Raw genomic sequence first — 25281 nt, forward strand, 5'->3', positions numbered from 1 at the left:
GACCGGCGGGGGTGAGCCCGTGGACGCCGGGGCGGTGCCCGGGGCGGACGGGGCACCGGGTAACGTCGCGGTCGTGGCCGCTCCTTCCGAGCAGGGCCCCTTCCGGTGGCGAGGCGCCCGTCCCGGCCCAGCAGCCCCGCCGGGCACCCCGGGCCCCGGCGCGAGGAATCGCTCTACGCGCCGGGGCGTACGCGCCACTACGTACCGGCTTGGTGCGAGCTGTGAGGCTTCTCCGCAGATCAGCGCACCCGCCCTCGTCCGGACGCATCAACGGCAACTGACGGGTACGTGCAAATTATTTGAGATGCCCCGGAATGGAACCCCCGGGGCACCCGGCTCGTTGTCACGACGTGAGCACGACACCACCTGTTCTCGCCGCAGAGCTGGCACAGGCGTGGGCCGACATTCAGCGGCACCACCCCGAGCTGCCCGACCTTGCCGCGCCCGAATCCCTGATCGGAGAGTCGTCGTCCGCCTGCGGCGCCGAACTCTCCTTCGAGCGACTGCTCCATGAGGCAGTCCATGGCATCGCCGCATCGCGCGGCGTACGCGACACTTCACGAGCCGGCCGCTATCACAACCGCAGATTCCTCGCGATCGCCGAGGAGCTGGGCCTCGACCATCCGGAGGAGCCGCACCCGAGCAGCGGCTTCTCCCTGGTCACGCTGAATCCCGAGGCCCGCAAGCGGTATCGCCCGACGATGGAGCGCCTCCAGCGTGCCCTGAAGGCGCACACCGCGGCGACGACCGCGGACACGGCGCGCAGCTTCCGCGGGCCCGCCGCCCGGCACGGTTCCTCGGGGGGAGGCGTGCGCGTGAAGGCCGTCTGCGACTGCGGCCGCAATGTGCGCGTGGTCCCCTCCGTGCTCGCCCAGGCACCCATCGTGTGCGGCGGCTGCGGCAAGCCGTTCCGCATCCCGGAAGCGGTCGGCGCGGGCGTCGGCTGAGCTGGTCAGGGGCGCCCGGACCGGGTGTGGGCGCCCCGCCGACGTATGGCACAATGGCTAGCTGTACTCGACAGTCGCACAGGACCCCTCTCTCCTCCGGCTGACGCGTCCATCGGGCACTCGAGTACCGCAACCCCACGCGGCATCACGTTGTGCCCACCCACGTCAAGACCAGGAGACACCACTCCCGTGGCAGTCAAGATCAAGCTGAAGCGTCTGGGCAAGATCCGTTCGCCTCACTACCGCATCGTCGTCGCCGACTCCCGTACCCGCCGTGACGGCCGGGCCATCGAGGAGATCGGTCTGTACCACCCGGTGCAGAACCCCTCGCGCATCGAGGTCGACTCGGAGCGCGCCCAGTACTGGCTCTCCGTCGGCGCCCAGCCGACCGAGCCGGTCATGGCCATCCTGAAGCTCACCGGCGACTGGCAGAAGCACAAGGGCCTGCCCGCCCCGGAGCCGCTGAAGGTCGCCGAGCCCAAGGACAAGCGCGCTGCGTTCGAGGCCTTCACCAAGGGTCTTGAGGGCGACGACGCCAAGGGCGAGGCCATCACCCAGAAGGCCAAGAAGTCGGACAAGAAGGCGGACGAGGCTGACACTGCCTCGTCGGCGTCCGCCGAGTCCACCGAGGCCTGAGCATGCTCGAGGAGGCTCTCGAGCACCTCGTGAAGGGCATCGTGGACAACCCCGACGACGTGCAGGTCGCCTCGCGCAACCTGCGTCGCGGGCGCGTTCTCGAGGTCCGGGTCCACCCCGACGACCTCGGCAAGGTGATCGGCCGCAACGGCCGCACCGCGCGCGCTCTGCGCACCGTCGTGGGCGCCATCGGTGGCCGCGGTGTCCGCGTCGACCTCGTCGACGTGGACCAGGTTCGCTGAACCGGGTTCGCAGAACCACAGCAGCACCGGCTCGGGCCGGGGAGGGCTTCAGGGCCTTCCCCGGCCCGTAGTCGTGGATGAGGAGAAACGCAGTGCAGTTGGTAGTCGCCCGTATCGGCCGTGCCCACGGCATCAAGGGTGAGGTCACCGTCGAGGTCCGCACCGACGAGCCGGAGCTGCGGCTCGGCCCCGGCGCCGTGCTCGCCACCGACCCCGCCGCCACGGGGCCGCTGACCATCGAGAGCGGCAGGGTGCACAGCGGCCGCCTCCTGCTGCGCTTCGAGGGCGTGCGCGACCGCAGCGGCGCCGAGGCCCTGCGCAACACCCTCCTGATCGCCGAGGTCGACCCGGAGGAACTCCCGGAGGACCCCGACGAGTACTACGACCACCAGCTGATGGACCTGGACGTGGTCACCGCGGACGGCACCGAGGTCGGCCGCATCACGGAGATCTCGCACCTGCCCTCGCAGGACCTGTTCATCGTGGAGCGCCCCGACGGCAGCGAGGTCATGATCCCCTTCGTCGAGGAGATCGTCACCGAGATCGACCTCGAAGAGCAGCGCGCGGTCATCGACCCGCCGCCCGGCCTCATCGACGACCGCGCGGAGACCGCCTCCGCCAGGGACGCCGCCGAGGAAGCGGCCGCCCAGGAGGGCGGCGCCTGATGCGGCTCGACGTCGTCACGATCTTCCCCGAGTACCTGGAACCCCTGAACGTCTCCCTCGTCGGCAAGGCACGCGCGCGTGGCCGGCTCGACGTGAACGTGCACGACCTCAGGGAGTGGACGTACGACCGCCACAACACGGTCGACGACACCCCCTACGGCGGCGGCCCCGGCATGGTCATGAAGACCGACCCCTGGGGCGCCGCCCTCGACGACGTGCTCGCCGAGGGGTACGAGGCGGGGGCCCACGGCCCCGTCCTCGTCGTCCCCACGCCGAGCGGCCGCCGCTTCACCCAGGAGCTGGCCGTCGAACTCTCCGAGCGCCCCTGGCTCGTCTTCACACCGGCGCGCTACGAAGGCATCGACCGCCGCGTCATGGACGAGTACGCGACCCGGATGCCCGTCTACGAGGTGTCCATCGGCGACTACGTCCTCGCGGGCGGGGAAGCCGCCGTCCTGGTCGTCACCGAGGCGGTGGCCCGGCTCCTGCCCGGCGTCCTCGGCAACGCCGAATCCCACCGGGACGACTCCTTCGCGCCCGGCGCCATGGCCAACCTCCTCGAAGGGCCCGTCTACACCAAGCCCCCCGAGTGGCGCGGGCACGGCATCCCCGAGGTCCTGCTCAGCGGCCACCACGGCAAGATCGCGCGCTGGCGCAGGGACGAGGCGCTGCGCCGCACCACCCGCAACAGACCCGACCTCATCGAGCGCTGCGACCCCGCGGCCTTCGACAAGAAGGACCGCGAGATGCTCTCGATCCTGGGGTGGCGACCGGGGCCCGACGGCCGATTTGGGCGAGACCCGGAAGCCGTGGAAGAATAGGCCGCTGCTGTACGTCCAGCGTGCGCCCCTGCCACAGGGGGAATGACGCCCGCCCGACGCGATCAGCTACCGAATCCTCATCACCACGTACCGCTGATGACCTGTGGCATCAGTGAAGAAAGCAGACGATCATGGCTAACCTGCTCGACTCCGTCGACAGCGCGTCGCTGCGCAGCGACATCCCGGCCTTCCGCCCGGGTGACACCGTCAACGTCCACGTCCGCGTCATCGAGGGCAACCGCTCCCGTGTGCAGCAGTTCAAGGGCGTAGTCATCCGTCGCCAGGGTGCCGGCGTGCGCGAGACCTTCACGGTCCGCAAGGTCTCCTTCTCCGTCGGCGTCGAGCGCACCTTCCCGGTGCACACGCCGATCGTCGAGAAGATCGAGCTCGTGACCCGTGGCGACGTGCGCCGCGCCAAGCTGTACTACCTCCGTGAGCTGCGCGGCAAGGCCGCGAAGATCAAGGAGAAGCGCGACAACTGAGCTTTCGCGCGGGTCCACGGCGGGGCCGGATAGCATCTGGCCCCGATGGACAGCGAAGCACAGCACACGGAGCGCGACCGCTCCTCCACACCCTCCGGTTCCGGAGACGTCCCCGACGTCACCGAAGTGCCCGAGGAGACGGAGGAGCGGTCGCGCTCCGTTTTCTCGTCCCTGCTCTCCCGGCTGCCGGGCGGCGGGTACACCGCGACCTTCCTGCTGTGCGTGGGGGCGCTGCTCCTCGTCAGCGCCTTCGTGGTGCAGCCCTTCCAGATCCCGAGCGGTTCCATGGAACCCGCGTTCCGGGCCGGGGACCGGGTACTCGTCAACAAGTTGGCGTACCGTTTCGGGTCCGAGCCGCGGCGCGGCGATGTGGTCGTCTTCAACGGCAGCGGGTACTTCGGTGACGCCGACTACATCAAGCGGGTCGTGGGCGTGGGGGGAGACCGGGTGGTCTGCGAGCGGGGGAGGATCGAGGTGAACGGCGAGCCCGTCGACGAGCCCTTCCTCTACCCGGGGGACGCCCCCTCGCAGGTGCCCTTCGACGTCGTGGTGCCCGAGGGCACCCTGTTCCTGCTCGGCGACCACCGCAGCGACTCCAGCGACTCCCGTGACCACCTGGGGCAGCCCGGCGGCGGCATGGTCCCGGTCTCCGAGGTCATCGGCAGGGCCGACTGGATCGCCTGGCCGATCGGCCACTGGACCTCCCTGGAGCGTCCCGACAGCTACGCGCGCGTGCCGGCACCCGGCGGCGCGCATGGGTAACCGCGGCCGGACGCGCGCCGCGGGGCACGCGGCCGACACCCGGTTGCCCACGGGCTCCCGGCCGACCAGCGGTCCCGCGCTGCCGGGCCGTGCCGACCGCCGCAAGCTCGCCAAGAAGGTCAAACGGCGCCGGCGGCGCTCCGCGATCAGGGAGATACCCCTCCTCATAGGCGTGGCCCTGCTCATCGCCCTCGTCCTGAAGACGTTCCTGGTGCAGGCCTTCGTGATCCCCTCCGGCTCCATGGAGCAGACGATCCGCATCGGTGACCGGGTCCTCGTCGACAAGCTCACCCCCTGGTTCGGCTCGAAGCCCGGGCGCGGAGACGTCGTCGTCTTCAAGGACCCCGGCAACTGGCTCGAAGAGGAACAGGGCAAGAAGAAGGACGACCCCGTGGTCGTCAAGCAGGTCAAGGAAGGCCTGACCCAGATCGGGCTGCTGCCCTCCGACAGCGAGCGCGACCTGATCAAACGGGTGATCGGTGTCGGCGGCGACACCGTGCGGTGCTGCGACGAGAACGACAAGGTCACCGTCAACGGCGTACCGCTCGACGAGCCCTACATCCACCCCGGCGACAAGCCCTCGGCCTTCGAGTTCCGGGTGAAGGTCCCCGAAGGCCGCCTCTTCATGATGGGCGACCACCGCAGCGACTCCGCCGACTCCCGCTTCCACCGCACCGAGGAGTTCAGCGGCACGATCTCGGAGGACGAGGTCGTCGGGCGCGCCCTCGTCATCGCCTGGCCCTTCGGCCACTGGCGCCGGCTGGAGGCGCCGGAGACGTACGCGTCCGTGCCCGACGCGCGTGCGGCATCGGACGTCGCCACAGGGGCGTCGCATAGGGTGGCCCACGGCGATCCATACGGATTGATCCGGCTCCCGACCCCTGCGGAACTCCCGCTCGTTATGGGAGTGGTGGGCCTGCGCCGCATCCGGGGCAGGCGGCGGCACGGACTGAGGAGTGGATGTGGGGGATTTGGCGGTCGGCGCACGATCCGGACACGAGGGGCCCGAGGAGCGGCCGGGAGGATCAGACGAGCCGGGCGTCGAAGGCGTCGCGGACGGTGCGCCCCCCGGGGATGACGCCGGGGACGGCGGGAGCGCGGACGGCGAGCGGGCCGCCGCGAGGCCGAAGAAGCCGCGGTCCTTCTGGAAGGAACTGCCGCTCCTCATCGGCATCGCCCTCGTCCTGGCGCTGGTGATCAAGTCCTTCCTGGTCCAGGCGTTCTCCATCCCGTCGGACTCGATGCAGAACACGCTGCAGCAGGGCGACCGCGTCCTCGTCGACAAGCTGACGCCGTGGTTCGGCTCCGAGCCCGAGCGCGGCGAGGTCATCGTCTTCAGGGACCCGGGCCACTGGCTGGACGGCGAGCCGACCCCCGATCCGAACGCGATCCAGCGGGTCCTCGGCTGGGTGGGCCTGATGCCGTCCGCCGACGAGAAGGACCTCATCAAGCGCGTCATCGGCGTCGCCGGCGACACGGTGGAGTGCAAGGGCACAGGACCGGTGAAGGTCAACGGCAAGGCGCTGAACGAGCCCTACGTCTTCGCGGGCAACACCCCGTGCAGCGCCGACGACCAGGGCGGTCAGTTCAAGGTCACCGTTCCGCAGGGCAAGGTCTGGGTCATGGGCGACCACCGGCAGAACTCGCTGGACTCCCGCTACCACCAGAACCAGCCCGGCGGCGGCGCCGTCCCCGTGGACAACGTCGTGGGCCGCGCCATCGTGATCGCCTGGCCGCCCACCCGCTGGTCGACGCTGCCCAAGCCGGACACCTTCGACCAGCCGGGCATCAACGCCCTGTCGAGCGCCGCTCCCGGCGCCCTCGGCCTCGCGGGCGCGGTGCCGATCGTGCTGTGGCGCCGGCGGCGTCTCACGGTCGCCGCCGGGCGGGCCGCGAGGGTTTCTGGCGGGGGTACCGCCGGGTAGGGTGCCGTCCCAGATCGTCGATCTTCCGCCGTCCGTGGTGCACGGGTGACGGGGTCGCGCCCGAGACGGGAGAGCACTGGGATGAGCGGAACACGTCGTACGGCCGAGGGCCACGGACGGCTGGGCAGCGTGCTGTCGGGCGTCGCCGTGGCCCTCGGCTGTGTGCTGTTCCTCGGCGGGTTCGTCTGGGGCGCGGTCCTGTACCAGCCGTATACGGTGCCCACCGGGTCGATGACGCCGACGATCGGCGCGGGCGACCGGGTGCTGGCCCAGCGCGTCGACGGCGACGAGGTGCGCCGCGGTGACGTGGTCGTCTTCAAGCAGTCGACCTGGGGCGACCTGCCGATGGTCAAGCGCGTGGTCGGCGTGGGCGGCGACAGGATCGCCTGCTGCCATGACGGCAGGCTGACCGTCAACGGCAAGGAGATCGCAGAACCGTATCTGCCCGACGGCTCGGGCGCCGCGGCCACGGGCATCCCCGCCACGACGGTCCCCGAGGGGCGCCTGTTCCTGCTCGGCGACGAGCGCAGCGGCTCCCTGGACTCCACCGTGCACCTGAGCGACGGGGAGAACGGCACGGTGCCGCGCGGCGCGGTGCAGGGCCGGGTCGACGCGGTGGCCTGGCCCCTGGACAAGTTCGGCATGCTGGAGCGGCCCGAGGGCTTCGCGGACATGCCGGGCGGTCTCTCCGAGCCCGGACCGCTGCGCCTGATGGTGATCGCGGTCGTGGTGGGCATAATGCTCGTGCTCGGCGGGGCGGCGTACGGCCCCGTGGCCAAGAGGGTGGGGCGCGGGCGGCCCCGGGCCGTGGAGGCTGCTCGTGCCGCCTGAGGCTCCTGGGGCGGACCGGCCGCTGCGCAGGGTGGCACGGGTGGTGGTGCTCGACCCGGAGGACCGCATCCTGCTGCTGCACGGCCACGAGCCGGGGGACCCCGCCGACGACTGGTGGTTCACGCCGGGCGGCGGCCTGGAGGGCGGCGAGACGCGGGAAGAGGCCGCGCTGCGTGAGCTGCGCGAGGAGACGGGCATCACCGAGGTCGAGCTCGGGCCCGTGCTGTGGCGACGGGTCTGCTCCTTCCCCTTCGCCGGGCGGCGCTGGGACCAGGACGAGTGGTACTACCTGGCCCGCACCGCGCAGACGGCGATCGCCGCCGAGGGCCTGACGGAACTGGAGCGCCGCAGCGTCACCGGAGCACGTTGGTGGACGTGCCGGGAACTGACCGAGGGTCATGAGACGGTGTATCCGACCAGACTCGCCGAGCTGTTGCGCAGACTGCTCGACGAAGGGCCCCCTGAGCGGCCCGAGACCCTCGCCACGGAAATCGTGTAGGGGCTCTCGGGGCTGACGCACAATGGGGCGACGCACGGCTGAAGGGGAACATGCCATGAGCGCCGAGGACCTCGAGAAGTACGAGACCGAGATGGAGCTGAAGCTCTACCGGGAGTACCGCGATGTCGTCGGTCTGTTCAAATACGTGATCGAGACCGAGCGGCGCTTCTACCTCACCAATGACTACGAGATGCAGGTGCATTCGGTCCAGGGCGAGGTGTTCTTCGAGGTGTCCATGGCGGATGCCTGGGTGTGGGACATGTATAGACCGGCCCGTTTCGTGAAGCAGGTACGCGTCCTGACGTTCAAGGACGTGAATATCGAGGAGCTCAACAAGAGCGATCTTGAGCTGCCCGGGGGCTGAGCCGGACCCGAGTCGCTCGCGCGGGTGACGGAGTTGTCCACAACCGGCGAGTAGCGCACCAAGATCCAACGGGCGCGGCCGGAAGCGTGACCGTGTGTGTCGGAGGTGGTGCCGACATGAACGCACGAGGAGCACTCGGCAAGTACGGCGAAGAACTGGCCGCCCGGCGGCTGGTCGCATCGGGGATGACGGTCCTGGCGCGCAACTGGCGCGCGGGCAGGTCCGGCGAGATCGACATCGTGGCCCTGGACGGTGACGCCCTCGTCGTCTGCGAGGTCAAGACGCGCCGGGCCGGGCTGGCCGGCTCCGCGCCGTTCGAGCATCCGATGGCGGCCGTGGGCCCGGACAAGGCGGAGCGGCTCCGGCGGCTGGCCGAGCGCTGGATCGAGGAGCGCGGCGGCCCACCGCCGGGCGGCGTCCGCATCGACCTCGTCGGCATCCTGCTTCCGCGCCGCGGCGCCCCCGTGGTCGAGCACGCGCGCGGGGTGGCGTGATGGGCTTCGCGCGTACGTGTTCCGTGGCACTGGTGGGCGTCGAAGGCGTCGTGGTGGAGGTGCAGGCCGGTCTGGAGCCGGGCGTGGCGGCGTTCACGCTGGTGGGCCTGCCGGACAAGAGCCTGACCGAGAGCCGTGACCGCGTCAGGGCCGCCGTCGTCAACTCGGGCGGCGAGTGGCCGCAGAAGAAGCTCACCGTGGGGCTGAGCCCGGCCTCCGTGCCGAAGGGCGGCAGCGGCTTCGACCTGGCTGTCGCCTGCGCCGTCCTCGGCGCGGCCGAGCGGATCGATCCCCGGGTGCTCGCCGACATCGTGATGATCGGCGAGCTGGGGCTCGACGGACGGGTGCGGCCCGTGCGGGGAGTCCTGCCGGCCGTCCTCGCGGCGGCGGACGCGGGCTATGAGCAGGTCGTCGTCCCGGAGTGCACCGCCGCGGAGGCGTCGCTGGTGCCGGGCGTCTCGGTGCTCGGTGTGCGCAGCCTGCGCCAGCTCGTCGCGGTGCTCACGGACGAGCCGGTGCCGCACGAGGAGCCGGAGGAGCCGGGCCGACCCGACCTGATGCTCGCGGGGCTCAGCGTGCCCGGCACCGGAGCGGGCACGGGTCTGGGCGGCGCACCGGACGACGCCCACGCGCTCGACCTGGCGGACGTCGTGGGCCAGGCGGCGGCGAGGACCGCCATCGAGGTGGCCGCCGCGGGGGCGCACCACCTCTTTCTGCAGGGCCCGCCGGGCGCGGGGAAGACGATGCTCGCGGAGCGGCTGCCGGCGATCCTGCCGCCGCTGAGCCGAGAGGACTCCCTGGAGGTGACGGCCGTCCACTCGGTGGCCGGCATGCTGCCGCCGGGCAGGCCGATGCTGGACGTCGCGCCGTACTGCGCGCCCCACCACTCCGCGACAATGCAGTCCCTGGTGGGCGGCGGCAAGGGACTCGCGCGGCCGGGCGCGGTGTCGTTGGCACACCGTGGGGTGCTCTTTCTGGACGAGGCCCCGGAGTTCAGCAGCCAGGCCCTCGACTCCCTGCGCCAGCCCCTCGAATCGGGGCACGTGGTCATCGCCCGCAGCGCGGGCGTGGTGCGGCTGCCCGCGAAGTTCCTGATGGTGCTCGCCGCCAACCCCTGTCCCTGCGGCCGGCACACCTTGCTCGGCGACGGCTGCGACTGCCCCGCCTCCGTCATCCGGCGCTATCAGGCCCGGCTCTCGGGCCCGCTGCTCGACCGGGTCGACCTGAAGGTGGAGGTGGAGCCCGTCACCCGGTCCGAACTCGCCGGGTACGCCACGCGCGGTGAGTCCACCCGCACCGTCGCCGACCGGGTGCGTGCCGCACGCGAGCGCGCGATGGCCCGGCTGTCCGGCACCGGCTGGCGGACCAACAGCGAAGTCCCCGGACACGCCCTGCGGACCCGGTGGCCCGCCGTCCCCGGCGCGCTGGACGCGGCGGAGCTGGACCTGGAGCGTGGGTTCCTCACCGCCCGCGGCCTCGACCGCGTCCTCCGGGTGGCGTGGACGGTCGCCGACCTCGCGGGGCACGACCGGCCCTGCGCCCAGGACGTCGCCCTCGCACTGCAACTGCGCACGGGCATCGCACGCGGCGTCCCGACAGCGATCGGGGCGGCGCGGTGACCGCGACGGGCCCGCCGACCGACGAGGAGCGCCTGGCCAGGGCCGCACTGACACGCGTGCTCGAACCCGGCGACACCGTGGGCGGCCGGTGGCTGCGCGAGCACGGCCCCGTCGATGTGCTGCGCAGCCTCCGGGAGGACGAACCGCTGCCCGGGGTGAGCGCCCGGCGGTGGGAAGGGCTGCGGTCACGGGCCGCCGAGCCGCGGCCGGAGCGGGACCTGTCGGTGGCGCGGGACGTCGGGGCACGGTTCGTGTGCCCGGGGGACACCGAGTGGCCGTCGCCGCTGGACGACCTCGGTGACGGGCGGCCGGTCGGGCTCTGGGTGCGGGGGAGGCCGTCCCTGCGGATATGGGCCCTGCGGTCGGTGGCCGTCGTCGGCTCACGGGCCTGCACGGAGTACGGCGCGCACATGGCCGCCGTCCTCGGGGCCGGGCTGGCCGAGCGCGGCTGGATCGTGGTCTCCGGCGGAGCGTACGGGGTGGACGGCGCCGCTCACCGCGGGGCGCTCGGCGCGGGCGGGGCCACCGTGGCCGTGCTGGCCTGCGGCGTGGACAGGCCCTATCCACGCGGCCACGCCCAGCTGATCGAGCGGATCGCGGAACAGGGCCTGGTCGTCGGCGAGTTGCCGCCGGGCGACCATCCGACCCCCAACCGCTTCATCCTGCGGAACAGAGTGATCGCCGCCCTGACCAGGGGGACGGTCGTGGTCGAGGCCGCGTACCGCAGCGGGGCACTCGCCACGGCCCGCTCCGCGCAGGAGTTGGGGCGCTTCACCATGGGGGTCCCCGGGCCCGTGACCAGCGGACTCTCCGGCGGCGTGCACGAGCTGCTGCGGGGAAGCGGCGTGCTCGTGACCGACGCCGCGGAAGTCGTCGAGCTGGTCGGTGACATGGGTGAGCTGGCGCCGGAGCGGCGCGGGCCCGTGCTGCCGCGCGATCTGCTCGACCCCGGGGCGGCGCGCGTCCTGGCGGCCCTGCCTGCCCGGGGGCGTGCGACGGCACGCGACCTCGCGGTCGGCGGGGGCACCACCGAGGACGACGCCGTAGGGCGCCTGTACGAACTTCAGTCGATGGGGTTCGTCGAACGACACGGCGACGGCTGGCAGTTGACACGCCAGGCGCACCGGGCCGTGTTCCCCGGCGGAGGTGAATCGTGACCCAGCGTGTTCCGCCGGACGGATGACACTCGACGCCCCTTGCGAAATGGCGGAGTTGGCGCGCCGGTGCCGTGACGCAGTGCGACGGAGGGGACACATTCGAGGTCCCAGCGGAACGTATCTGCGCACCCTTGAGCCCTCATCCTTCGCGCACTGCGACGCTTCAGTCACGCTACGCTCACGAGCATTCCGACGCGGACAGGCAACCAGACGGACAACCTCATTCACTTCTCGGACACTTCCCACCGCAGTGGCGCGAGCGGCACCGGCGATGTCACCGCTCCGCGCGAACAGACCGACCGACGCGACCTCACCGGTTCACGGCAGAACGGCTCAAGGCGAAGAATGCCCCAGCACACCTCAGGGTCCGACCGGGCAGCGGTTCCCCCCGCCGCCCGTAGCGGCGAGCGGGAGCGGCCCCCCGCCCCCTCGTCGCTGGACGAGTTGTGGCGCTCGTACAAGGCGACGGGCGACGGGCGATTGCGGGAGCAGCTGATCCTGCACTACTCACCGCTGGTCAAGTACGTCGCGGGCCGGGTCAGCGTGGGACTGCCGCCCAATGTGGAGCAGGCCGACTTCGTCTCGTCCGGGGTCTTCGGGCTGATCGACGCGATCGAGAAGTTCGACATCGAGCGGTCGATCAAGTTCGAGACGTACGCGATCACGCGCATCCGCGGGGCGATGATCGACGAGCTGCGGGCGCTCGACTGGATCCCGCGGTCCGTACGGCAGAAGGCCCGCAACGTCGAGCGTGCCTACGCCACCCTGGAGGCGCAGCTCAGGCGGACGCCCTCGGAGAGCGAGGTCGCCGCCGAGATGAGCATCGCCGTGGAGGAACTCCACGGCATTTTCAGCCAGTTGTCACTGGCGAACGTGGTGGCCCTTGAGGAACTGCTGCACGTCGGCGGCGACGGCGGCGACCGCCTCAGCCTGATGGACACGCTGGAGGACCACGCCGCCGACAACCCCGTCGAGGTCGCCGAGGACCGGGAGCTGCGCCGCCTCCTGGCGCGGGCGATCAACACGCTGCCGGAGCGCGAGAAGACCGTCGTGACGCTGTACTACTACGAAGGACTCACGCTCGCCGAGATCGGCAACGTCCTCGGGGTGACCGAGAGCCGCGTCAGCCAGATCCACACGAAGTCGGTGCTCCAGCTGCGGGCGAAGCTGGCGAGTTTCGGGCGCTGAGCGCGCTGAATCGGTCCTGCCCGAGGCGCCCGGCCGGGGGACGCGACTCCCGTGCGCGGCGCCTCGTCCGTAAGGTGGAGCCGTGCCAAGGATTCGAGCGGCCTCAGTGGCCGAGCACCGGTCGATGCAGCGCGGGGCCCTGCTGGACGCCGCGCGGTCCCTGCTGTCCGAGGGCGGTACGGAGGCGTTGACCTTCCCCGCTCTCGCCGAGCGCACCGGGCTCGCCCGGTCGTCCGTGTACGAGTACTTCCGGTCGCGGGCAGCCGTGGTCGAAGAGCTCTGCGAGGTCGACTTCCCCGTCTGGGCGGCCGAGGTCTCGGCGGCGATGCGGGGCGCGGATTCCGCCGAGGGCAAGGTCGAGGCGTACGTCAGGCAGCAGCTCGCCCTGGTGGGCGACCGGCGCCACCGCGCGGTCGTGGCCATCTCCGCGAGCGAGCTCGACGCCGGGGCCAGGGAGAAGATCCGGGCCGCGCACGGCGGGCTCGTCGCGATGATCGTCGAGGCGCTCGAAGCCCTCGGGCACGAGCAGCCGCGGCTGGCCGCGATGCTGCTCCAGGGCGTGGTGGACGCGGCGGTGCGGCGGATCGAGCTCGGCGCGGCGGAGGACCCCGCCGCCATCACCGAAGCGGCGGTCTCCATGGCCCTGCGGGGCGTGCGGGGCTGAGGCCTCGCGGCGTCCGGGCTCTGCGGGGGCCTGGCGTCGGCTGCGGCTCTGTGGCTCTGCGGCTCTGCGGGGCCGGGATCGGGGCTCGGCGTCGGCTGCGGCTCTGTGGGGCGGGGCCTCGCGGACCCCGTGGTTCGGCGGCGGGAGGCTTCTCAGCGCATGGGCGCCCCCTTGAGCGGCAGGAGCCGCGACGGGCCGCGGCCGAGGAGCCAGGGCGGCAGCAGGGTCAGCGGGTCCAGGTAGGCATCGGCTCTGCGGAGGCCCCAGTGGAGGCAGCTCGTGGGGCAGTGGCCCGCGGGGGGTGCCAGGGTGCCGATCTGCTCGCCCGCGGAGACCTCGGCGCCCTTCTTCACGGTCGGCCGCACCGGTTCGTACGTGGTGCGCAGCGGGGGGTCACCGGTGCCGTCCAGTTCCACGGAGACCACCCCTCGGCCCGCGACCTGCCCCGCGAAGGAGACCCGGCCGGGGGCCACCGCCCGCACCGGGCTGCCCGGGGGCGCGGCGAGGTCGACTCCGCGGTGGCCCGCGCCGTAGTCCGTCGCCGGGGGGTCCCAGGCACGCAGCACCGTGGGGCGGGTGCCGACCGGCCAGGCCGTGGCCGTACGCGGGGGCGGTGGTGCGGGGGAGGGCGCGGGTGCGGGCAGGTGCGGGGCGGTCGCCAGCAGGGCGGCCACCGTGGTCAGCAGGAGTTCCAGACGCATGGCGGAACCGTCCCGCGTTTCGGCGTACCGCGGGGATCATGGTCCGGATCGGTGGACGACCGCCGCGTTGTGCACAACTCCGTCACCCGTCCGAAGACGACGCCGAGCCTGCGGTGGACGCCCGTCCCGTCGGTCCGTCCGGTCGCCCTGCGCCCACCGGACCCCCGCCGACCTGGTCAAGAGCAGTGGCGTCACAGGGTGCCCCGCGGGTCCCGTACACTTCTTGTGGCGATCCGGGTCACCGGGTCGACTTCGCACGCCCCGACATCGAGTCCTCATCGGCCGGTGTCAGCGCCCCTCGGTCCCTAGCGGCAAGGCGCACAGCGGGCGTCAGGCGCGAGTGCCGTCCGGCACACGCGGCACAACCGAGAATCTCAAGGAGAACGGCCATGGCCGTCGTCACGATGCGGGAGCTGCTGGAAAGCGGCGTCCACTTCGGTCACCAGACCCGTCGCTGGAACCCGAAGATGAAGCGCTTCATCTTCACCGAGCGCAACGGCATCTACATCATCGACCTGCTCCAGTCGCTGTCGTACATCGACCGCGCCTACGAGTTCGTCAAGGAGACCGTGGCCCACGGCGGCACGGTCATGTTCGTCGGCACGAAGAAGCAGGCGCAGGAGGCCATCGCGGAGCAGGCCACCCGCGTCGGCATGCCCTACGTCAACCAGCGCTGGCTGGGCGGCATGCTCACCAACTTCTCGACCGTCTACAAGCGTCTGCAGCGCCTCAAGGAGCTTGAGCAGATCGACTTCGAGGACGTCGCCGCCTCCGGTCTCACCAAGAAGGAGCTTCTCGTGCTCTCGCGCGAGAAGGCCAAGCTGGAGAAGACCCTCGGTGGTATCCGCGAGATGCAGAAGGTGCCCAGCGCCGTCTGGATCGTGGACACCAAGAAGGAGCACATCGCGGTCGGCGAGGCCCGGAAGCTCAACATCCCGGTCGTCGCCATCCTCGACACCAACTGCGACCCCGACGAGGTCGACTACAAGATCCCCGGCAACGATGACGCGATCCGTTCCGTCACCCTGCTCACCCGCGTGATCGCCGACGCCGTCGCCGAGGGCCTCATCGCCCGTTCCGGCGTCGCCACCGGTGACTCGAAGCCGGGCGAGAAGGCCGCCGGCGAGCCGCTCGCCGAGTGGGAGCGCGACCTGCTTGAGGGCGAGAAGAAGGCCGACGACGCCGAGGCCCCCAAGGCCGAGGACAAGCCGGCCGAGGCCGCCGCCGAGGCGCCGGCCGCCGAGGCCCCCGCCGCCGAGGCCCCCGCCGCCGAGGCCCCGGCCGCGGACGCCGAGCAGGCCTGACCGCACAGGTTCGGTAGTTGACGGCGGGGGCCCGATCGGCCCCCGCCGTTCACCCGTACACCTTCGTAGATCTTTCAGACTCCGAGAGAGAAATTTCGATCATGGCGAACTACACCGCCGCTGACGTCAAGAAGCTCCGCGAGCTCACCGGCGCCGGCATGATGGACTGCAAGAAGGCGCTCGACGAGGCCGAGGGCAACGTCGACAAGGCCGTCGAGGCGCTCCGCATCAAGGGCCAGAAGGGCGTCGCCAAGCGCGAGGGCCGCTCCGCCGAGAACGGCGCCGTGGTCTCCCTCATCGCCGACGACAACACCTCCGGTGTCATCGTCGAGCTGAAGTGCGAGACGGACTTCGTCGCCAAGGGCGAGAAGTTCCAGGCCGTGGCGAACAACCTCGCCGCCCACATCGCCAAGACGTCCCCGGCCGACCTCGACGCGCTGCTCGCGTCCGAGATCGAGGCCGGCAAGACCGTCCAGGCGTACGTCGACGAGGCCAACGCCAACCTCGGCGAGAAGATCGTCCTGGACCGCTTCGCGCAGTTCTCGGGCTCCTACGTCACCGCGTACATGCACCGCACGATGCCCGACCTGCCCCCGCAGATCGGTGTCCTCGTCGAGCTGGACAAGGCCGACGCCGACGTCGCCAAGGGTGTCGCGCAGCACATCGCCGCCTTCGCGCCGAAGTACCTCTCCCGTGAGGACGTCCCGGCCGAGGTCGTCGAGACCGAGCGCCGCGTCGCCGAGGAGACCACCCGCGCCGAGGGCAAGCCCGAGGCCGCCCTCCCGAAGATCGTCGAGGGTCGCGTCAACGGCTTCTTCAAGGAGGCCACCCTCCTCGGCCAGCCGTACGCGCTGGACAACAAGAAGTCGGTCGAGAAGGTTCTCGCCGAGGCCGGTGTCACCCTGAAGCGCTTCTCGCGCATCAAGGTCGGCATCTGAGTCCGTACCGCGATCGACGGTAGACCCCGCTAGGGTCGACAGCGGTCGCCCGCGCGCGAGGATCTCCGCACAGGGGATACTCGGACGCGACGCAGGACCGCAGGATCTGACGAGGAGGCCACTGCCGAGCATGGGATGCGAACGACACCCCGCCGGCAGTGGCCTTCTTCGCATGTGTGTCAAGTAAGAGAAGCGAGATCACCATGACCACCAAGGCCGACTCCAAGAGTGACGACGACGGCAAAGTAGCCGGACGCTTTCTGCTGAAGCTCTCCGGTGAGGCGTTCGCCGGTGGTGGCGGCCTCGGGGTCGACCCCGACGTGGTGCACGCCATCGCCCGGGAGATCGCGGCCGTGGTCCGCGACGGAGCCCAGATCGCCGTCGTCATCGGCGGCGGCAACTTCTTCCGCGGCGCCGAACTGCAGCAGCGCGGCATGGACCGCGCCCGCTCCGACTACATGGGCATGCTCGGCACGGTCATGAACTGCCTCGCCCTCCAGGACTTCCTGGAGAAGGAGGGCATCGACTGCCGCGTCCAGACCGCCATCACCATGGGGCAGGTCGCGGAGCCGTACATCCCGCTGCGCGCCGTGCGCCACCTGGAGAAGGGCCGTGTGGTCATCTTCGGCGCGGGCATGGGCATGCCGTACTTCTCCACCGACACCACCGCCGCCCAGCGCGCCCTGGAGATCGACGCCGAGGCGCTGCTCATGGGCAAGAACGGCGTGGACGGCGTCTACGACTCCGACCCGAAGTCCAACCCCGACGCGGTGAAGTTCGACGCGCTCGGCTACGGCGAGGTCATCACCCGCGACCTCAAGGTCGCCGACATGACCGCGATCACGCTGTGCCGGGACAACAAGCTGCCCATCCTGGTCTTCGAGCTGCTCTCCGCGGGCAATATCGCCCGGGCCGTCAAGGGTGAGAAGATCGGCACACTCGTGGGCGATCAGGGAAGCCGAGCCTGACCCCAGGGACCTGGACCAGCCTCAAGGAACGTCACGCAGACGCCCCTTGAGGGGATGGACAAAGCCCTGCCGGTCGGACACCGTGCAGGAAAGACACGCGACGCAGCCGGCCGCCCCGTGCCGGCCGGGCCTACTCAAGACACGCAGGAGCAAGTGGTGATCGAAGAGACCCTCCTCGAGGCCGAGGAGAAGATGGAGAAGGCTGTCGTGGTCGCCAAGGAGGACTTCGCCGCGATCCGCACCGGCCGTGCGCACCCGGCGATGTTCAACAAGATCGTGGCCGACTACTACGGCGCGCTGACGCCGATCAACCAGCTGGCCTCGTTCTCGGTGCCCGAGCCGCGGATGGCCGTGGTGACCCCGTTCGACAAGAGCGCGCTGCGCAACATCGAACAGGCGATCCGCGACTCCGACCTCGGCGTCAACCCGAGCAACGACGGCAGCATCATCCGGGTGACGTTCCCCGAGCTCACCCAGGACCGCCGCAAGGAGTTCATCAAGGTCGCCAAGACCAAGGCCGAGGACTCCAAGATCTCGATCCGGTCGATCCGCCGCAAGGCCAAGGAGGCCTTCGACAAGGCGATCAAGGACGGCGACGTCGGCGAGGACGAGGGGCGCCGCGCCGAGAAGGAGCTCGACGACACCACCGCGAAGTACGTCGCTCAGGTGGACGAGCTGCTCAAGCACAAGGAAGCCGAGCTGCTTGAGGTCTGAGGCTCTGGTCCGAGGAACCCCGAGGAACCCCGAAAACTAGGAAACCGATCCGTGAACGACTCTTCCTGGGGGGCGCCGCCCGGAACCGCGTACTGGGGGACGCCCGGCCAGGGACCCGGTCAGGGCGCGCCCCCGGCAGGTCCCGCGTACGATGCGCAGGACGCGCTGCTTCCGTCCGAGACGCGGCCCATGCCCATCGTGCCCGACGTTCCCGTGAGCGGCTCCGTCCGGGACGACGACCGGGGCGCCACTCGGACGGGCGGCCTCCCGTTCCGTCCCGAGCCTCCGCAGGAGCCCATGCCCAGCGCACCGCAGCCCGTCCCGGCGGCTCCGCAGCCCCCGCAGAAGAAGAGCGCGGGCCGCGACCTCGGGGCGGCCATAGGAGTCGGCGTGGGGCTCGGCGCGGTGATCGTCGCGTCGCTGTTCGTGGTGAAGGCCGTCTTCATCGGCGTCATAGTGGTCGCCGTCGTCGTCGGCCTCTGGGAGCTCACCTCGCGGCTCCAGGAGCGCAAGGGCATCAAGGCGCCGCTGGTGCCGCTCGCGGTGGGCGGCGCCGCGATGGTCGTCGCCGGGTACGTCCGGGGCACCGAGGGCGCGTGGGTGGCGATGTCGCTCACCGCGCTCGCGGTGCTCGTCTGGCGCATGATCGAGCCCCCCGAGGGCTACCTCAAGGACGTCACGGCGGGCGTGTTCGCCGCGTTCTACGTCCCTTTCCTCGCGACGTTCGTGGCGCTGATGCTCACGGCGGACGACGGCCCGCAGCGGGTGCTCACGTTCCTGCTCCTGACCGTGGTCAGCGACACCGGGGCGTACGCGATCGGCTGGCGCTTCGGCAAGCACAAGCTCGCGCCCCGCATCAGCCCCGGCAAGACCCGCGAGGGCCTGGTCGGAGCGGTCACGTTCGCGATGGCCGCGGGGGCGCTGTGCATGGAGTTCCTGATCGACGGCGGGGCGTGGTGGCAGGGGCTGCTGATCGGCCTCGCGGTCGCGGCGAGCGCGACGCTGGGCGACCTCGGCGAGTCGATGATCAAGCGGGACCTCGGGATCAAGGACATGGGCACGCTGCTGCCGGGCCACGGCGGCATCATGGACCGCCTCGACTCCCTCCTCCCGACGGCACCGGTGGTCTGGCTGCTGCTGGTGGTCTTCGTGGGGTCGGGCTGATGTCGTAACTGTCTGACCTGCGCAAACGTGCGAAGGGGTCCGTTGTCCACAGGGCGGCGGGCCCCTCGTCGCATGTCTGCGACACTGGAAGGACCATGCCTAAGCCCGGAGAACTCACTTTCGTCGCGCCCCGCGGTGCCAAGAAGCCGCCGCGACATCTCGCCGACCTCACGCCCGCCGAGCGCAAGGAAGCCGTCGCCGCCACCGGCGAGAAGCCGTTCCGCGCCAAGCAGCTCTCGCAGCACTACTTCGCGCGGTACGCCCACGACCCCGCCGAGTGGACGGACATCCCCGCCGGTGCGCGCGAGAAGCTCCGGGAAGCGCTGCTGCCCGACCTGATGTCCGTCGTGCGGCACATCAGCTGCGACGACGACACCACCCGCAAGACGCTCTGGCGGCTCTTCGACGGGACGCTGGTGGAGTCGGTGCTCATGCGGTACCCGGACCGGGTGACCATGTGCATCAGCTCCCAGGCCGGCTGCGGCATGAACTGCCCGTTCTGCGCCACCGGACAGGCCGGCCTCGACCGGAACCTGTCGACGGGCGAGATCGTGCACCAGATCGTGGACGGCATGCGCGCCCTGCGGGACGGCGAGATCCCCGGCGGCCCCGCGCGGCTGTCCAACATCGTCTTCATGGGCATGGGCGAGCCGCTGGCCAACTACAACCGCGTGACCGGCGCCATCCGCCGCCTCACTGACCCGGAGCCGGACGGCCTCGGTCTGTCGCAGCGCGGCATCACGGTGTCGACGGTGGGCCTCGTGCCCGCGATCCACCGGTTCTCCGACGAGGGCTTCAAGTGCCGCCTCGCCATCTCGCTGCACGCCCCGGACGACGAGCTGCGCGACACCCTCGTGCCGGTCAACACGCGCTGGCAGGTGCGCGAGGTGCTCGACGCCGGCTGGGAGTACGCGGCCAAGTCGGGCCGCCGCCTCTCCATCGAGTACGCGCTCATCCGCGACATCAACGACCAGGCGTGGCGCGGTGACCGTCTCGGCCGGCTGCTCAGGGGCAAGCCGGTGCACGTGAACCTCATCCCGCTGAACCCGACGCCGGGCTCCAAGTGGACGGCCTCGCGGCCCGAGGACGAGAAGGCGTTCGTGGAGGCCATCGCCGCCCATGGTGTGCCGGTGACGATCCGGGACACCCGGGGCCAGGAGATCGACGGGGCGTGCGGTCAGCTCGCCGCCGCCGAGAGGTAGTCTGGCGGTCGTACGGGTCCGTACACACATCTGCATATTCCGACAGGGGAGCGCCACAGCGCTGAGAGTGCGGCACCTCGGACAGGTGGGCCGCAGACCCTCTGAACCTCGCCCAGGTCATTCTGGGTAGGAAGTTCGGGCATTACTCAAGCTGTAGCGCCCTGCCCGCGTGCCACCGGCCCGCGGGCAGGGCCGCGTCTCTTCCTGGACCCCCAGGAGGACCTTTCAGTGAGCACCACCAGCAGTAGCCGCCTTAGCAGCAGCAACAGCGGCATCACCAGGAACGTCGTGGTCACCGCCGTCGCCGTGGGGCTGGGGCTCTGCACGCTCTCCGCGTGCGGCTCCGACAGCGGTTCCGGCAAGGCCGACTCCAAGAAGGTCACGCTCGTCACGCACGACTCCTTCAACGTCTCCAAGGACGTACTGAAGGACTTCGAGAAGCGCTCCGGCTATCGCGTCACCGTCCTCAAGGACGGCGACGCGGGTGCCGCCGTGAACAAGGCGATCCTCTCCAAGGACAACCCCCAGGGCGACGTCTTCTTCGGCGTCGACAACACCCTCCTGTCCCGGGCGCTCGACAACGGCCTCTTCCAGCCGTACGAGGTCAAGGGCGCCGACGGCATCGACGCGCGGTACCGGGTCGACGGGGGCAAGCACCGGGTGACGCCCGTCGACAGCGGCGACATCTGCGTCAACTACGACAAGAAGTACTTCGCCGACAAGAAGCTGGCGCCGCCGAAGTCCTTCGACGACCTGGTCAAGCCCGCCTACAGGAACCTCCTGGTCACCGAGAACGCCTCGACGTCCTCGCCCGGCCTCGGCTTCCTGCTCGGCACCGCCGCGCAGTACGGCGACAAGGGGTGGGAAGGCTACTGGAAGAAGCTCAAGGCCAACGGCGTCAAGGTCGTCGACGGCTGGGAGCAGGCCTACAACGAGGAGTTCTCCGGGTCCGCCGGCGGCAAGAAGGCCAAGGGCGACCGGCCGCTCGTCGTCTCCTACGCCTCCTCCCCGCCCGTCGAGGTGCTCTACGCGAAGCCGCAGCCCGAGGAGGCGCCGACCGGCGTCGCCACCGGCACCTGCTTCCGCCAGGTCGAGTACGCGGGCCTGCTCGGCAACGCGGGCAACCCCAAGGGCGGCAAGGCGCTCCTCGACTTCCTCGCGGGCAAGGAGTTCCAGGAGGACATGCCGTTGCAGATGTTCGTGAATCCGGTGGTCAAGGGCACGAAGCTGCCCGCGCTCTTCACGGAGCACGGCGTGACGGTCGACGCGCCGCAGACCATGGACCCGAAGAAGATCGCCGACAACCGCGAGCCGTGGATCAAGTCGTGGACCTCGCTCGTACTGAAGTAACCGAAGGCACGGCGGCGGCCACGTCACGGTCCCGCGCGCAGGCGCGCAGGGGGAGCGCGGCGCGGCTCGGCCTGATGGCCCTGCCCGTCGCGTTCTTCGCGCTCTTCTTCGCCTACCCGGTCACCGCGATCGTCGCGCGCGGGCTGCACATCGACGGTGTCTGGCGGTTCGGGCGGATCGCGGAGGTGCTCGGGCAGTCCGACATCCGGCACGTGCTGTGGTTCACCACCTGGCAGGCGCTCGCGTCGACCGCGCTCACGCTGCTGATCGCGCTCCCCGGCGCGTATGTGTTCGCGCGCTTCGACTTCCCCGGCAAGCAGGTGCTGCGGGCCGTCGTCACCGTGCCGTTCGTGCTGCCCACGGTGGTCGTCGGGACGGCGTTCCTCGCGCTGATCGGGCGGGGCGGGCTCTTCGACGAGCTGTGGGGCGTGCGGCTCGACACCACCGTGTGGGCGATCCTCCTCGCGCACGTCTTCTTCAACTACGCGGTCGTCGTCCGCACCGTCGGCGGGCTCTGGTCCCAGCTCGACCCGCGGCAGGAGGAGGCCGCGCGGATGCTCGGCGCCTCACGCGCGACCGCCTGGCGGACGGTGACGCTGCCCGCCCTCGGGCCCGCCGTCGCGGCGGCGGCGCTGATGGTCTTCCTCTTCACCTTCACCTCCTTCGGCGTCGTGCAGATCCTCGGCGGGCCCGCGTACTCGACGCTGGAGGTGGAGATCTACCGGCAGACCGCACAACTGCTCGATCTCCCCACGGCCGCCGTCCTGACCCTCGTGCAGTTCGCGGCGGTCGGGCTGATCCTCGGCGTCCACGCGTGGACGGTGCGGCGGCGCGAGAGCGCGCTGAAGCTCGTGGACGCCGCCACCGTCGCGCGCCGCCCGCGCGGGGCGGGCCAGTGGACGCTGCTCGGCCTGGTCATGGCCACGGTCGCGGTGCTGATCCTGCTGCCGCTCGGGGTGCTGATCCAGCGTTCCCTCGCCGGGCCCGACGGCTTCGGGCTCGCCTACTACCGCGAGCTGACCTCGGCGGACGGCGGCGCCTTCCTCGTACCGCCGATCGAGGCGATCGGGAACTCGCTCCAGTACGCGCTCGTGGCCACGGCCATCGCCGTGGTCATCGGGGGACTCGCCGCCGCCGCACTCACCCGGCGTGCCGGCCGTCTCGTACGCGGGTTCGACGCGCTGCTCATGCTGCCGCTCGGCGTCTCGGCGGTGACCGTCGGCTTCGGGTTCCTGATCACGCTCGACGAACCGCCGCTCGACCTGCGGGCCAGCTGGATACTGGTGCCGCTCGCCCAGGCGCTGGTGGGCGTGCCGTTCGTCGTACGCACCATGCTGCCCGTCCTGCGCGCGGTGGACGGACGGCTGCGCGAGGCGGCGGCCGTGCTCGGCGCCTCTCCGCTGCGGGTGTGGCGGGAGGTCGACCTGCCCATGGTGCGGCGCGCGCTGCTGATCGCCGCGGGGTTCGCCTTCGCGGTGTCGCTCGGCGAGTTCGGGGCGACGGTGTTCATCGCGCGGCCCGACAACCCGACGCTGCCCGTCGCCGTGGCGCGGCTGCTCGGCCGTGCCGGTGACCTCAACTACGGGCAGGCGATGGCACTCTCCACGATCCTCATGGTGGTGTGCGCGGTGTCCCTGCTGCTTCTCGAACGCCTTCGGGCCGACCGCACCACGGGAGAGTTCTGATGACGACGCCCCTGCTGAGCCTGCGGGAGGCGACGGTCCGCTTCGGGGCGCGGGCCGCGCTCGACGCCGTCGACCTGGAGGTCGCCGAGCACGAGATCGTGTGCGTACTCGGCCCCAGTGGCAGCGGCAAGTCGACGCTGCTGCGGGCGGTCGCCGGGCTCCAGGGGCTCGACGCCGGGTGGATCGAGCTCGACGGACGTGACCAGCGCGGGGTGCCCGCGCACAAGCGGGGCGTGGGCCTGATGTTCCAGGACCACCAGCTCTTCCCGCAGCGCGACGTGGCGGGCAACGTCGCCTTCGGCCTCCGTATGCGCGGCGCGTCGCGGGGCGAACAGGCCGACCGGGTGGCCGAACTGCTGGAACTCGTCGGGCTGCCGCAGGCGCAGCGGCGCGCGGTGGCCTCGCTGTCCGGCGGCGAGCAGCAGCGGGTCGCGCTGGCCCGCGCCCTCGCGCCGCGGCCCCGGCTCCTCATGCTCGACGAGCCGCTCGGACAGCTGGACCGCTCGCTGCGGGAGCGCCTGGTCGTGGAGTTGCGGGAGCTCTTCGATGAGCTGGGCACGACGGTGCTCGCCGTCACGCACGACCAGGGCGAGGCCTTCGCGCTGGCCGACCGCGTGGTCGTCATGCGGGACGGGCGGATCGCCCAGTCCGGCACGCCCCTTGAGGTGTGGCAGCACCCGGCCGACGAGTTCGTGGCCCGCTTCCTCGGCTTCGACAACGTCACCGAGGCGACGGTCTCCGGCGGGGACGCCGAGACGGTGTGGGGCAGGGTCCCGGTCCCGCGGGGCACGCCGGCCGGCCGGTGCCGCATCCTCGTGCGCCCCGCGGGCGTACGGCTCGTGCCCGTCGACGAGGGCCTGCCCTGCGAGGTGACGGCACGGACCTTCCGCGGCACCCATGTCGCCGTCCACCTCCAGCCGAAGGAGGGGCCGCGCCTGGAGGCGGCGTGCCCGCTGCGGGAGGCGCCGGAGGTGGGGGAGCGGGTGGAGGTCGCGTTCGACGCGGAGGACGTCGTCGTCCTGGGGTGAGTGCCGGCCCGGCAGGGCGGAGGTGGAGACTCCGCTCCGGCGCGCCGAAAACCTGGATGCCACTGGACGTGGCTCGCTCTAAAGTTCGAGCCATGACGACCCCGATGCCACTGAGTCACGACCGCTACTGCGACGAAGTCGCCCGCCAGACAGACCTTTTGAGGGCCACGCTGAACGGTGCCGACCTCTCCGCCACAGTGCCGACCTGCCCCGACTGGACGCTCGCGCAGCTCGCGCGGCACTCGGGCGGCGCGCTGCGCTGGAGCGAGCGGCTGGTCACCACCCGCGCCAAGGAGAACATTCCCCACGAGGACGTGCCCGAGGGCGGCGGGCCCGAGGGCGACGACCCGGCCGCGCTCGACGCCTGGCTGGCCGAGGCCGCCGCGATCACCACGAAGTCGTTCCGCGACGCGGGCGCCGACGCCTCCGCGTGGTCGTGGACCGGCGACCACACCGCCGGGTTCTGGGCGCGGCGTATGACGCACGAGCTGGCGATCCACCGCGCGGACGCCGCGATCGCCGTGGGCGTCGCCTACGAGGTGGCGCCGGACATCGCCGCCGACGCGATCGACGAGTGGCTGGACATCGTGCGGTTCATCCAGCGCTTCGTCCCGGACGACAGCGCGGCCGAGCTCAAGGGCGCCGGGCGCGGCTCCATACACCTGCACGCGACCGACGCCCCCGAGGGCCTCGACGCCGAGTGGCTCATCGAGTTCGGGGACGACGGCTTCACCTGGCGCCGCGGCCATGCCAAGGCCGCGGTAGCGCTCCGCGGACCGCTCACCGAGGTGCTGCTCGCCTTCTACCGGCGGCGGCCGGTGGACGGCGGACAGGTCGAGGTCGTCGGGGACCGCGAGCTGCTCGACTTCTGGCTGGAGCGCGCGACGTTCGGCTGAGCACCGCGCGGCCACGAAGCCGTCGTCCGCGCCGG

Annotated in this window: 28 protein-coding genes and 1 riboswitch; of the genes, 27 read left to right on the forward strand and 1 reads right to left on the reverse strand. The window is 71.3% G+C overall.

The window, feature by feature from the left end:
* Positions 1–314: 314 nt before the first annotated feature.
* The 17 genes from AB0I16_RS24125 to AB0I16_RS24205 all read left to right on the forward strand — a co-directional run bounded on the left by AB0I16_RS24125 (position 315) and on the right by AB0I16_RS24205 (position 13296).
* Complete coding sequence (locus AB0I16_RS24125; protein ID WP_363251594.1) at positions 315–947, forward strand: hypothetical protein; 633 nt, start codon at positions 315–317, stop codon at positions 945–947.
* 189 nt (positions 948–1136) lie between these two features.
* Positions 1137–1583, forward strand: a complete 447-nt coding sequence (gene rpsP / locus AB0I16_RS24130) for a 30S ribosomal protein S16 (protein ID WP_363251595.1) — start codon at positions 1137–1139, stop codon at positions 1581–1583.
* A gap of 2 nt (positions 1584–1585) precedes the next feature.
* A complete protein-coding gene (locus AB0I16_RS24135; RefSeq protein WP_014176063.1) occupies positions 1586–1825 on the forward strand; it encodes an RNA-binding protein in 240 nt (79 codons plus the stop codon).
* A 92-nt stretch (positions 1826–1917) separates the two neighbouring features.
* Entirely contained in the window at positions 1918–2490 is a 573-nt protein-coding gene (gene rimM / locus AB0I16_RS24140; RefSeq protein ID WP_363251597.1) for a ribosome maturation factor RimM, read from the forward strand.
* Positions 2490–3311, forward strand: coding sequence for a tRNA (guanosine(37)-N1)-methyltransferase TrmD (gene trmD / locus AB0I16_RS24145; RefSeq protein WP_363251599.1), 822 nt, complete (start codon positions 2490–2492; stop codon positions 3309–3311). The genes rimM and trmD overlap by 1 nt, the downstream gene beginning before the upstream one ends.
* A gap of 131 nt (positions 3312–3442) precedes the next feature.
* On the forward strand, positions 3443–3793 hold the full coding sequence (gene rplS, locus AB0I16_RS24150; RefSeq protein ID WP_062783686.1) for a 50S ribosomal protein L19: 351 nt from the start codon (positions 3443–3445) through the stop codon (positions 3791–3793).
* Between the two features lie 45 nt (positions 3794–3838).
* Positions 3839–4555 (forward strand): signal peptidase I, encoded by a 717-nt coding sequence (lepB, locus tag AB0I16_RS24155; protein ID WP_363251600.1) that lies wholly within the window; start codon positions 3839–3841, stop codon positions 4553–4555.
* Positions 4548–5633 (forward strand): signal peptidase I, encoded by a 1086-nt coding sequence (lepB, locus tag AB0I16_RS24160; RefSeq protein WP_363251601.1) that lies wholly within the window; start codon positions 4548–4550, stop codon positions 5631–5633. Before lepB (AB0I16_RS24155) ends, lepB (AB0I16_RS24160) begins: the two co-directional genes overlap by 8 nt.
* Positions 5518–6480 (forward strand): signal peptidase I, encoded by a 963-nt coding sequence (gene lepB, locus AB0I16_RS24165; protein WP_363251602.1) that lies wholly within the window; start codon positions 5518–5520, stop codon positions 6478–6480. The genes lepB (AB0I16_RS24160) and lepB (AB0I16_RS24165) overlap by 116 nt, the downstream gene beginning before the upstream one ends.
* Before the next feature lie 81 nt (positions 6481–6561).
* Positions 6562–7311, forward strand: coding sequence for a signal peptidase I (lepB, locus tag AB0I16_RS24170; protein ID WP_363251603.1), 750 nt, complete (start codon positions 6562–6564; stop codon positions 7309–7311).
* On the forward strand, positions 7301–7810 hold the full coding sequence (locus AB0I16_RS24175; RefSeq protein WP_363251604.1) for an NUDIX hydrolase: 510 nt from the start codon (positions 7301–7303) through the stop codon (positions 7808–7810). The genes lepB (AB0I16_RS24170) and AB0I16_RS24175 overlap by 11 nt, the downstream gene beginning before the upstream one ends.
* A 55-nt stretch (positions 7811–7865) precedes the next feature.
* Entirely contained in the window at positions 7866–8174 is a 309-nt protein-coding gene (locus AB0I16_RS24180) for a DUF2469 domain-containing protein (protein ID WP_003965949.1), read from the forward strand.
* Positions 8175–8260: 86 nt separating this feature from the next.
* Entirely contained in the window at positions 8261–8668 is a 408-nt protein-coding gene (locus tag AB0I16_RS24185; protein WP_363251605.1) for a YraN family protein, read from the forward strand.
* Positions 8668–10287 carry a YifB family Mg chelatase-like AAA ATPase gene (locus AB0I16_RS24190; protein ID WP_363251606.1) on the forward strand — a complete coding sequence of 540 codons (1620 nt, stop codon included), beginning with the start codon at positions 8668–8670 and terminating at the stop codon, positions 10285–10287. Before AB0I16_RS24185 ends, AB0I16_RS24190 begins: the two co-directional genes overlap by 1 nt.
* On the forward strand, positions 10284–11444 hold the full coding sequence (gene dprA / locus AB0I16_RS24195) for a DNA-processing protein DprA (RefSeq protein WP_363251607.1): 1161 nt from the start codon (positions 10284–10286) through the stop codon (positions 11442–11444). Before AB0I16_RS24190 ends, dprA begins: the two co-directional genes overlap by 4 nt.
* A 345-nt stretch (positions 11445–11789) precedes the next feature.
* Positions 11790–12632, forward strand: coding sequence for an RNA polymerase sigma factor WhiG (gene whiG, locus AB0I16_RS24200; protein ID WP_363251608.1), 843 nt, complete (start codon positions 11790–11792; stop codon positions 12630–12632).
* A 106-nt stretch (positions 12633–12738) separates the two neighbouring features.
* Complete coding sequence (locus AB0I16_RS24205; RefSeq protein WP_363251659.1) at positions 12739–13296, forward strand: helix-turn-helix domain-containing protein; 558 nt, start codon at positions 12739–12741, stop codon at positions 13294–13296.
* A gap of 152 nt (positions 13297–13448) precedes the next feature.
* On the opposite strand, the gene AB0I16_RS24210 is transcribed toward AB0I16_RS24205, so the two are convergent.
* Positions 13449–13997: a M23 family metallopeptidase gene (locus AB0I16_RS24210; RefSeq protein ID WP_363251609.1), complete on the reverse strand. Its 549-nt coding sequence runs from the start codon at positions 13995–13997 to the stop codon at positions 13449–13451.
* 389 nt (positions 13998–14386) lie between these two features.
* Between AB0I16_RS24210 and rpsB the strand changes: the two genes are divergently transcribed.
* The 10 genes from rpsB to AB0I16_RS24260 all read left to right on the forward strand — a co-directional run bounded on the left by rpsB (position 14387) and on the right by AB0I16_RS24260 (position 25246).
* Positions 14387–15301, forward strand: coding sequence for a 30S ribosomal protein S2 (gene rpsB, locus AB0I16_RS24215; protein WP_363251610.1), 915 nt, complete (start codon positions 14387–14389; stop codon positions 15299–15301).
* A gap of 101 nt (positions 15302–15402) precedes the next feature.
* Entirely contained in the window at positions 15403–16239 is an 837-nt protein-coding gene (gene tsf / locus AB0I16_RS24220; protein ID WP_363251611.1) for a translation elongation factor Ts, read from the forward strand.
* A 203-nt stretch (positions 16240–16442) separates the two neighbouring features.
* Entirely contained in the window at positions 16443–17207 is a 765-nt protein-coding gene (pyrH, locus tag AB0I16_RS24225) for a UMP kinase (protein WP_363251612.1), read from the forward strand.
* Between the two features lie 156 nt (positions 17208–17363).
* The gene (gene frr / locus AB0I16_RS24230; protein WP_363251613.1) at positions 17364–17921 is read left to right on the forward strand and encodes a ribosome recycling factor; all 558 of its coding nucleotides are present in this window, start codon (positions 17364–17366) and stop codon (positions 17919–17921) included.
* A gap of 51 nt (positions 17922–17972) precedes the next feature.
* Complete coding sequence (locus AB0I16_RS24235) at positions 17973–19085, forward strand: phosphatidate cytidylyltransferase (protein WP_363251614.1); 1113 nt, start codon at positions 17973–17975, stop codon at positions 19083–19085.
* A 95-nt stretch (positions 19086–19180) separates the two neighbouring features.
* Entirely contained in the window at positions 19181–20287 is a 1107-nt protein-coding gene (gene rlmN / locus AB0I16_RS24240; RefSeq protein WP_363251615.1) for a 23S rRNA (adenine(2503)-C(2))-methyltransferase RlmN, read from the forward strand.
* 34 nt (positions 20288–20321) lie between these two features.
* Positions 20322–20438, forward strand: a riboswitch (TPP riboswitch).
* Between the two features lie 122 nt (positions 20439–20560).
* On the forward strand, positions 20561–21637 hold the full coding sequence (locus AB0I16_RS24245; RefSeq protein ID WP_363251660.1) for a thiamine ABC transporter substrate-binding protein: 1077 nt from the start codon (positions 20561–20563) through the stop codon (positions 21635–21637).
* A gap of 74 nt (positions 21638–21711) precedes the next feature.
* Complete coding sequence (locus AB0I16_RS24250) at positions 21712–23322, forward strand: iron ABC transporter permease (RefSeq protein WP_363251661.1); 1611 nt, start codon at positions 21712–21714, stop codon at positions 23320–23322.
* Positions 23322–24350: an ABC transporter ATP-binding protein gene (locus AB0I16_RS24255; protein WP_363251616.1), complete on the forward strand. Its 1029-nt coding sequence runs from the start codon at positions 23322–23324 to the stop codon at positions 24348–24350. Before AB0I16_RS24250 ends, AB0I16_RS24255 begins: the two co-directional genes overlap by 1 nt.
* A 92-nt stretch (positions 24351–24442) precedes the next feature.
* Positions 24443–25246, forward strand: a complete 804-nt coding sequence (locus AB0I16_RS24260; RefSeq protein ID WP_363251617.1) for a maleylpyruvate isomerase family mycothiol-dependent enzyme — start codon at positions 24443–24445, stop codon at positions 25244–25246.
* The last annotated feature ends 35 nt before the right edge of the window (positions 25247–25281 follow it).

This window comes from Streptomyces sp. NPDC050703, from assembly GCF_040654435.1.
GTDB lineage: Bacteria > Actinomycetota > Actinomycetes > Streptomycetales > Streptomycetaceae > Streptomyces.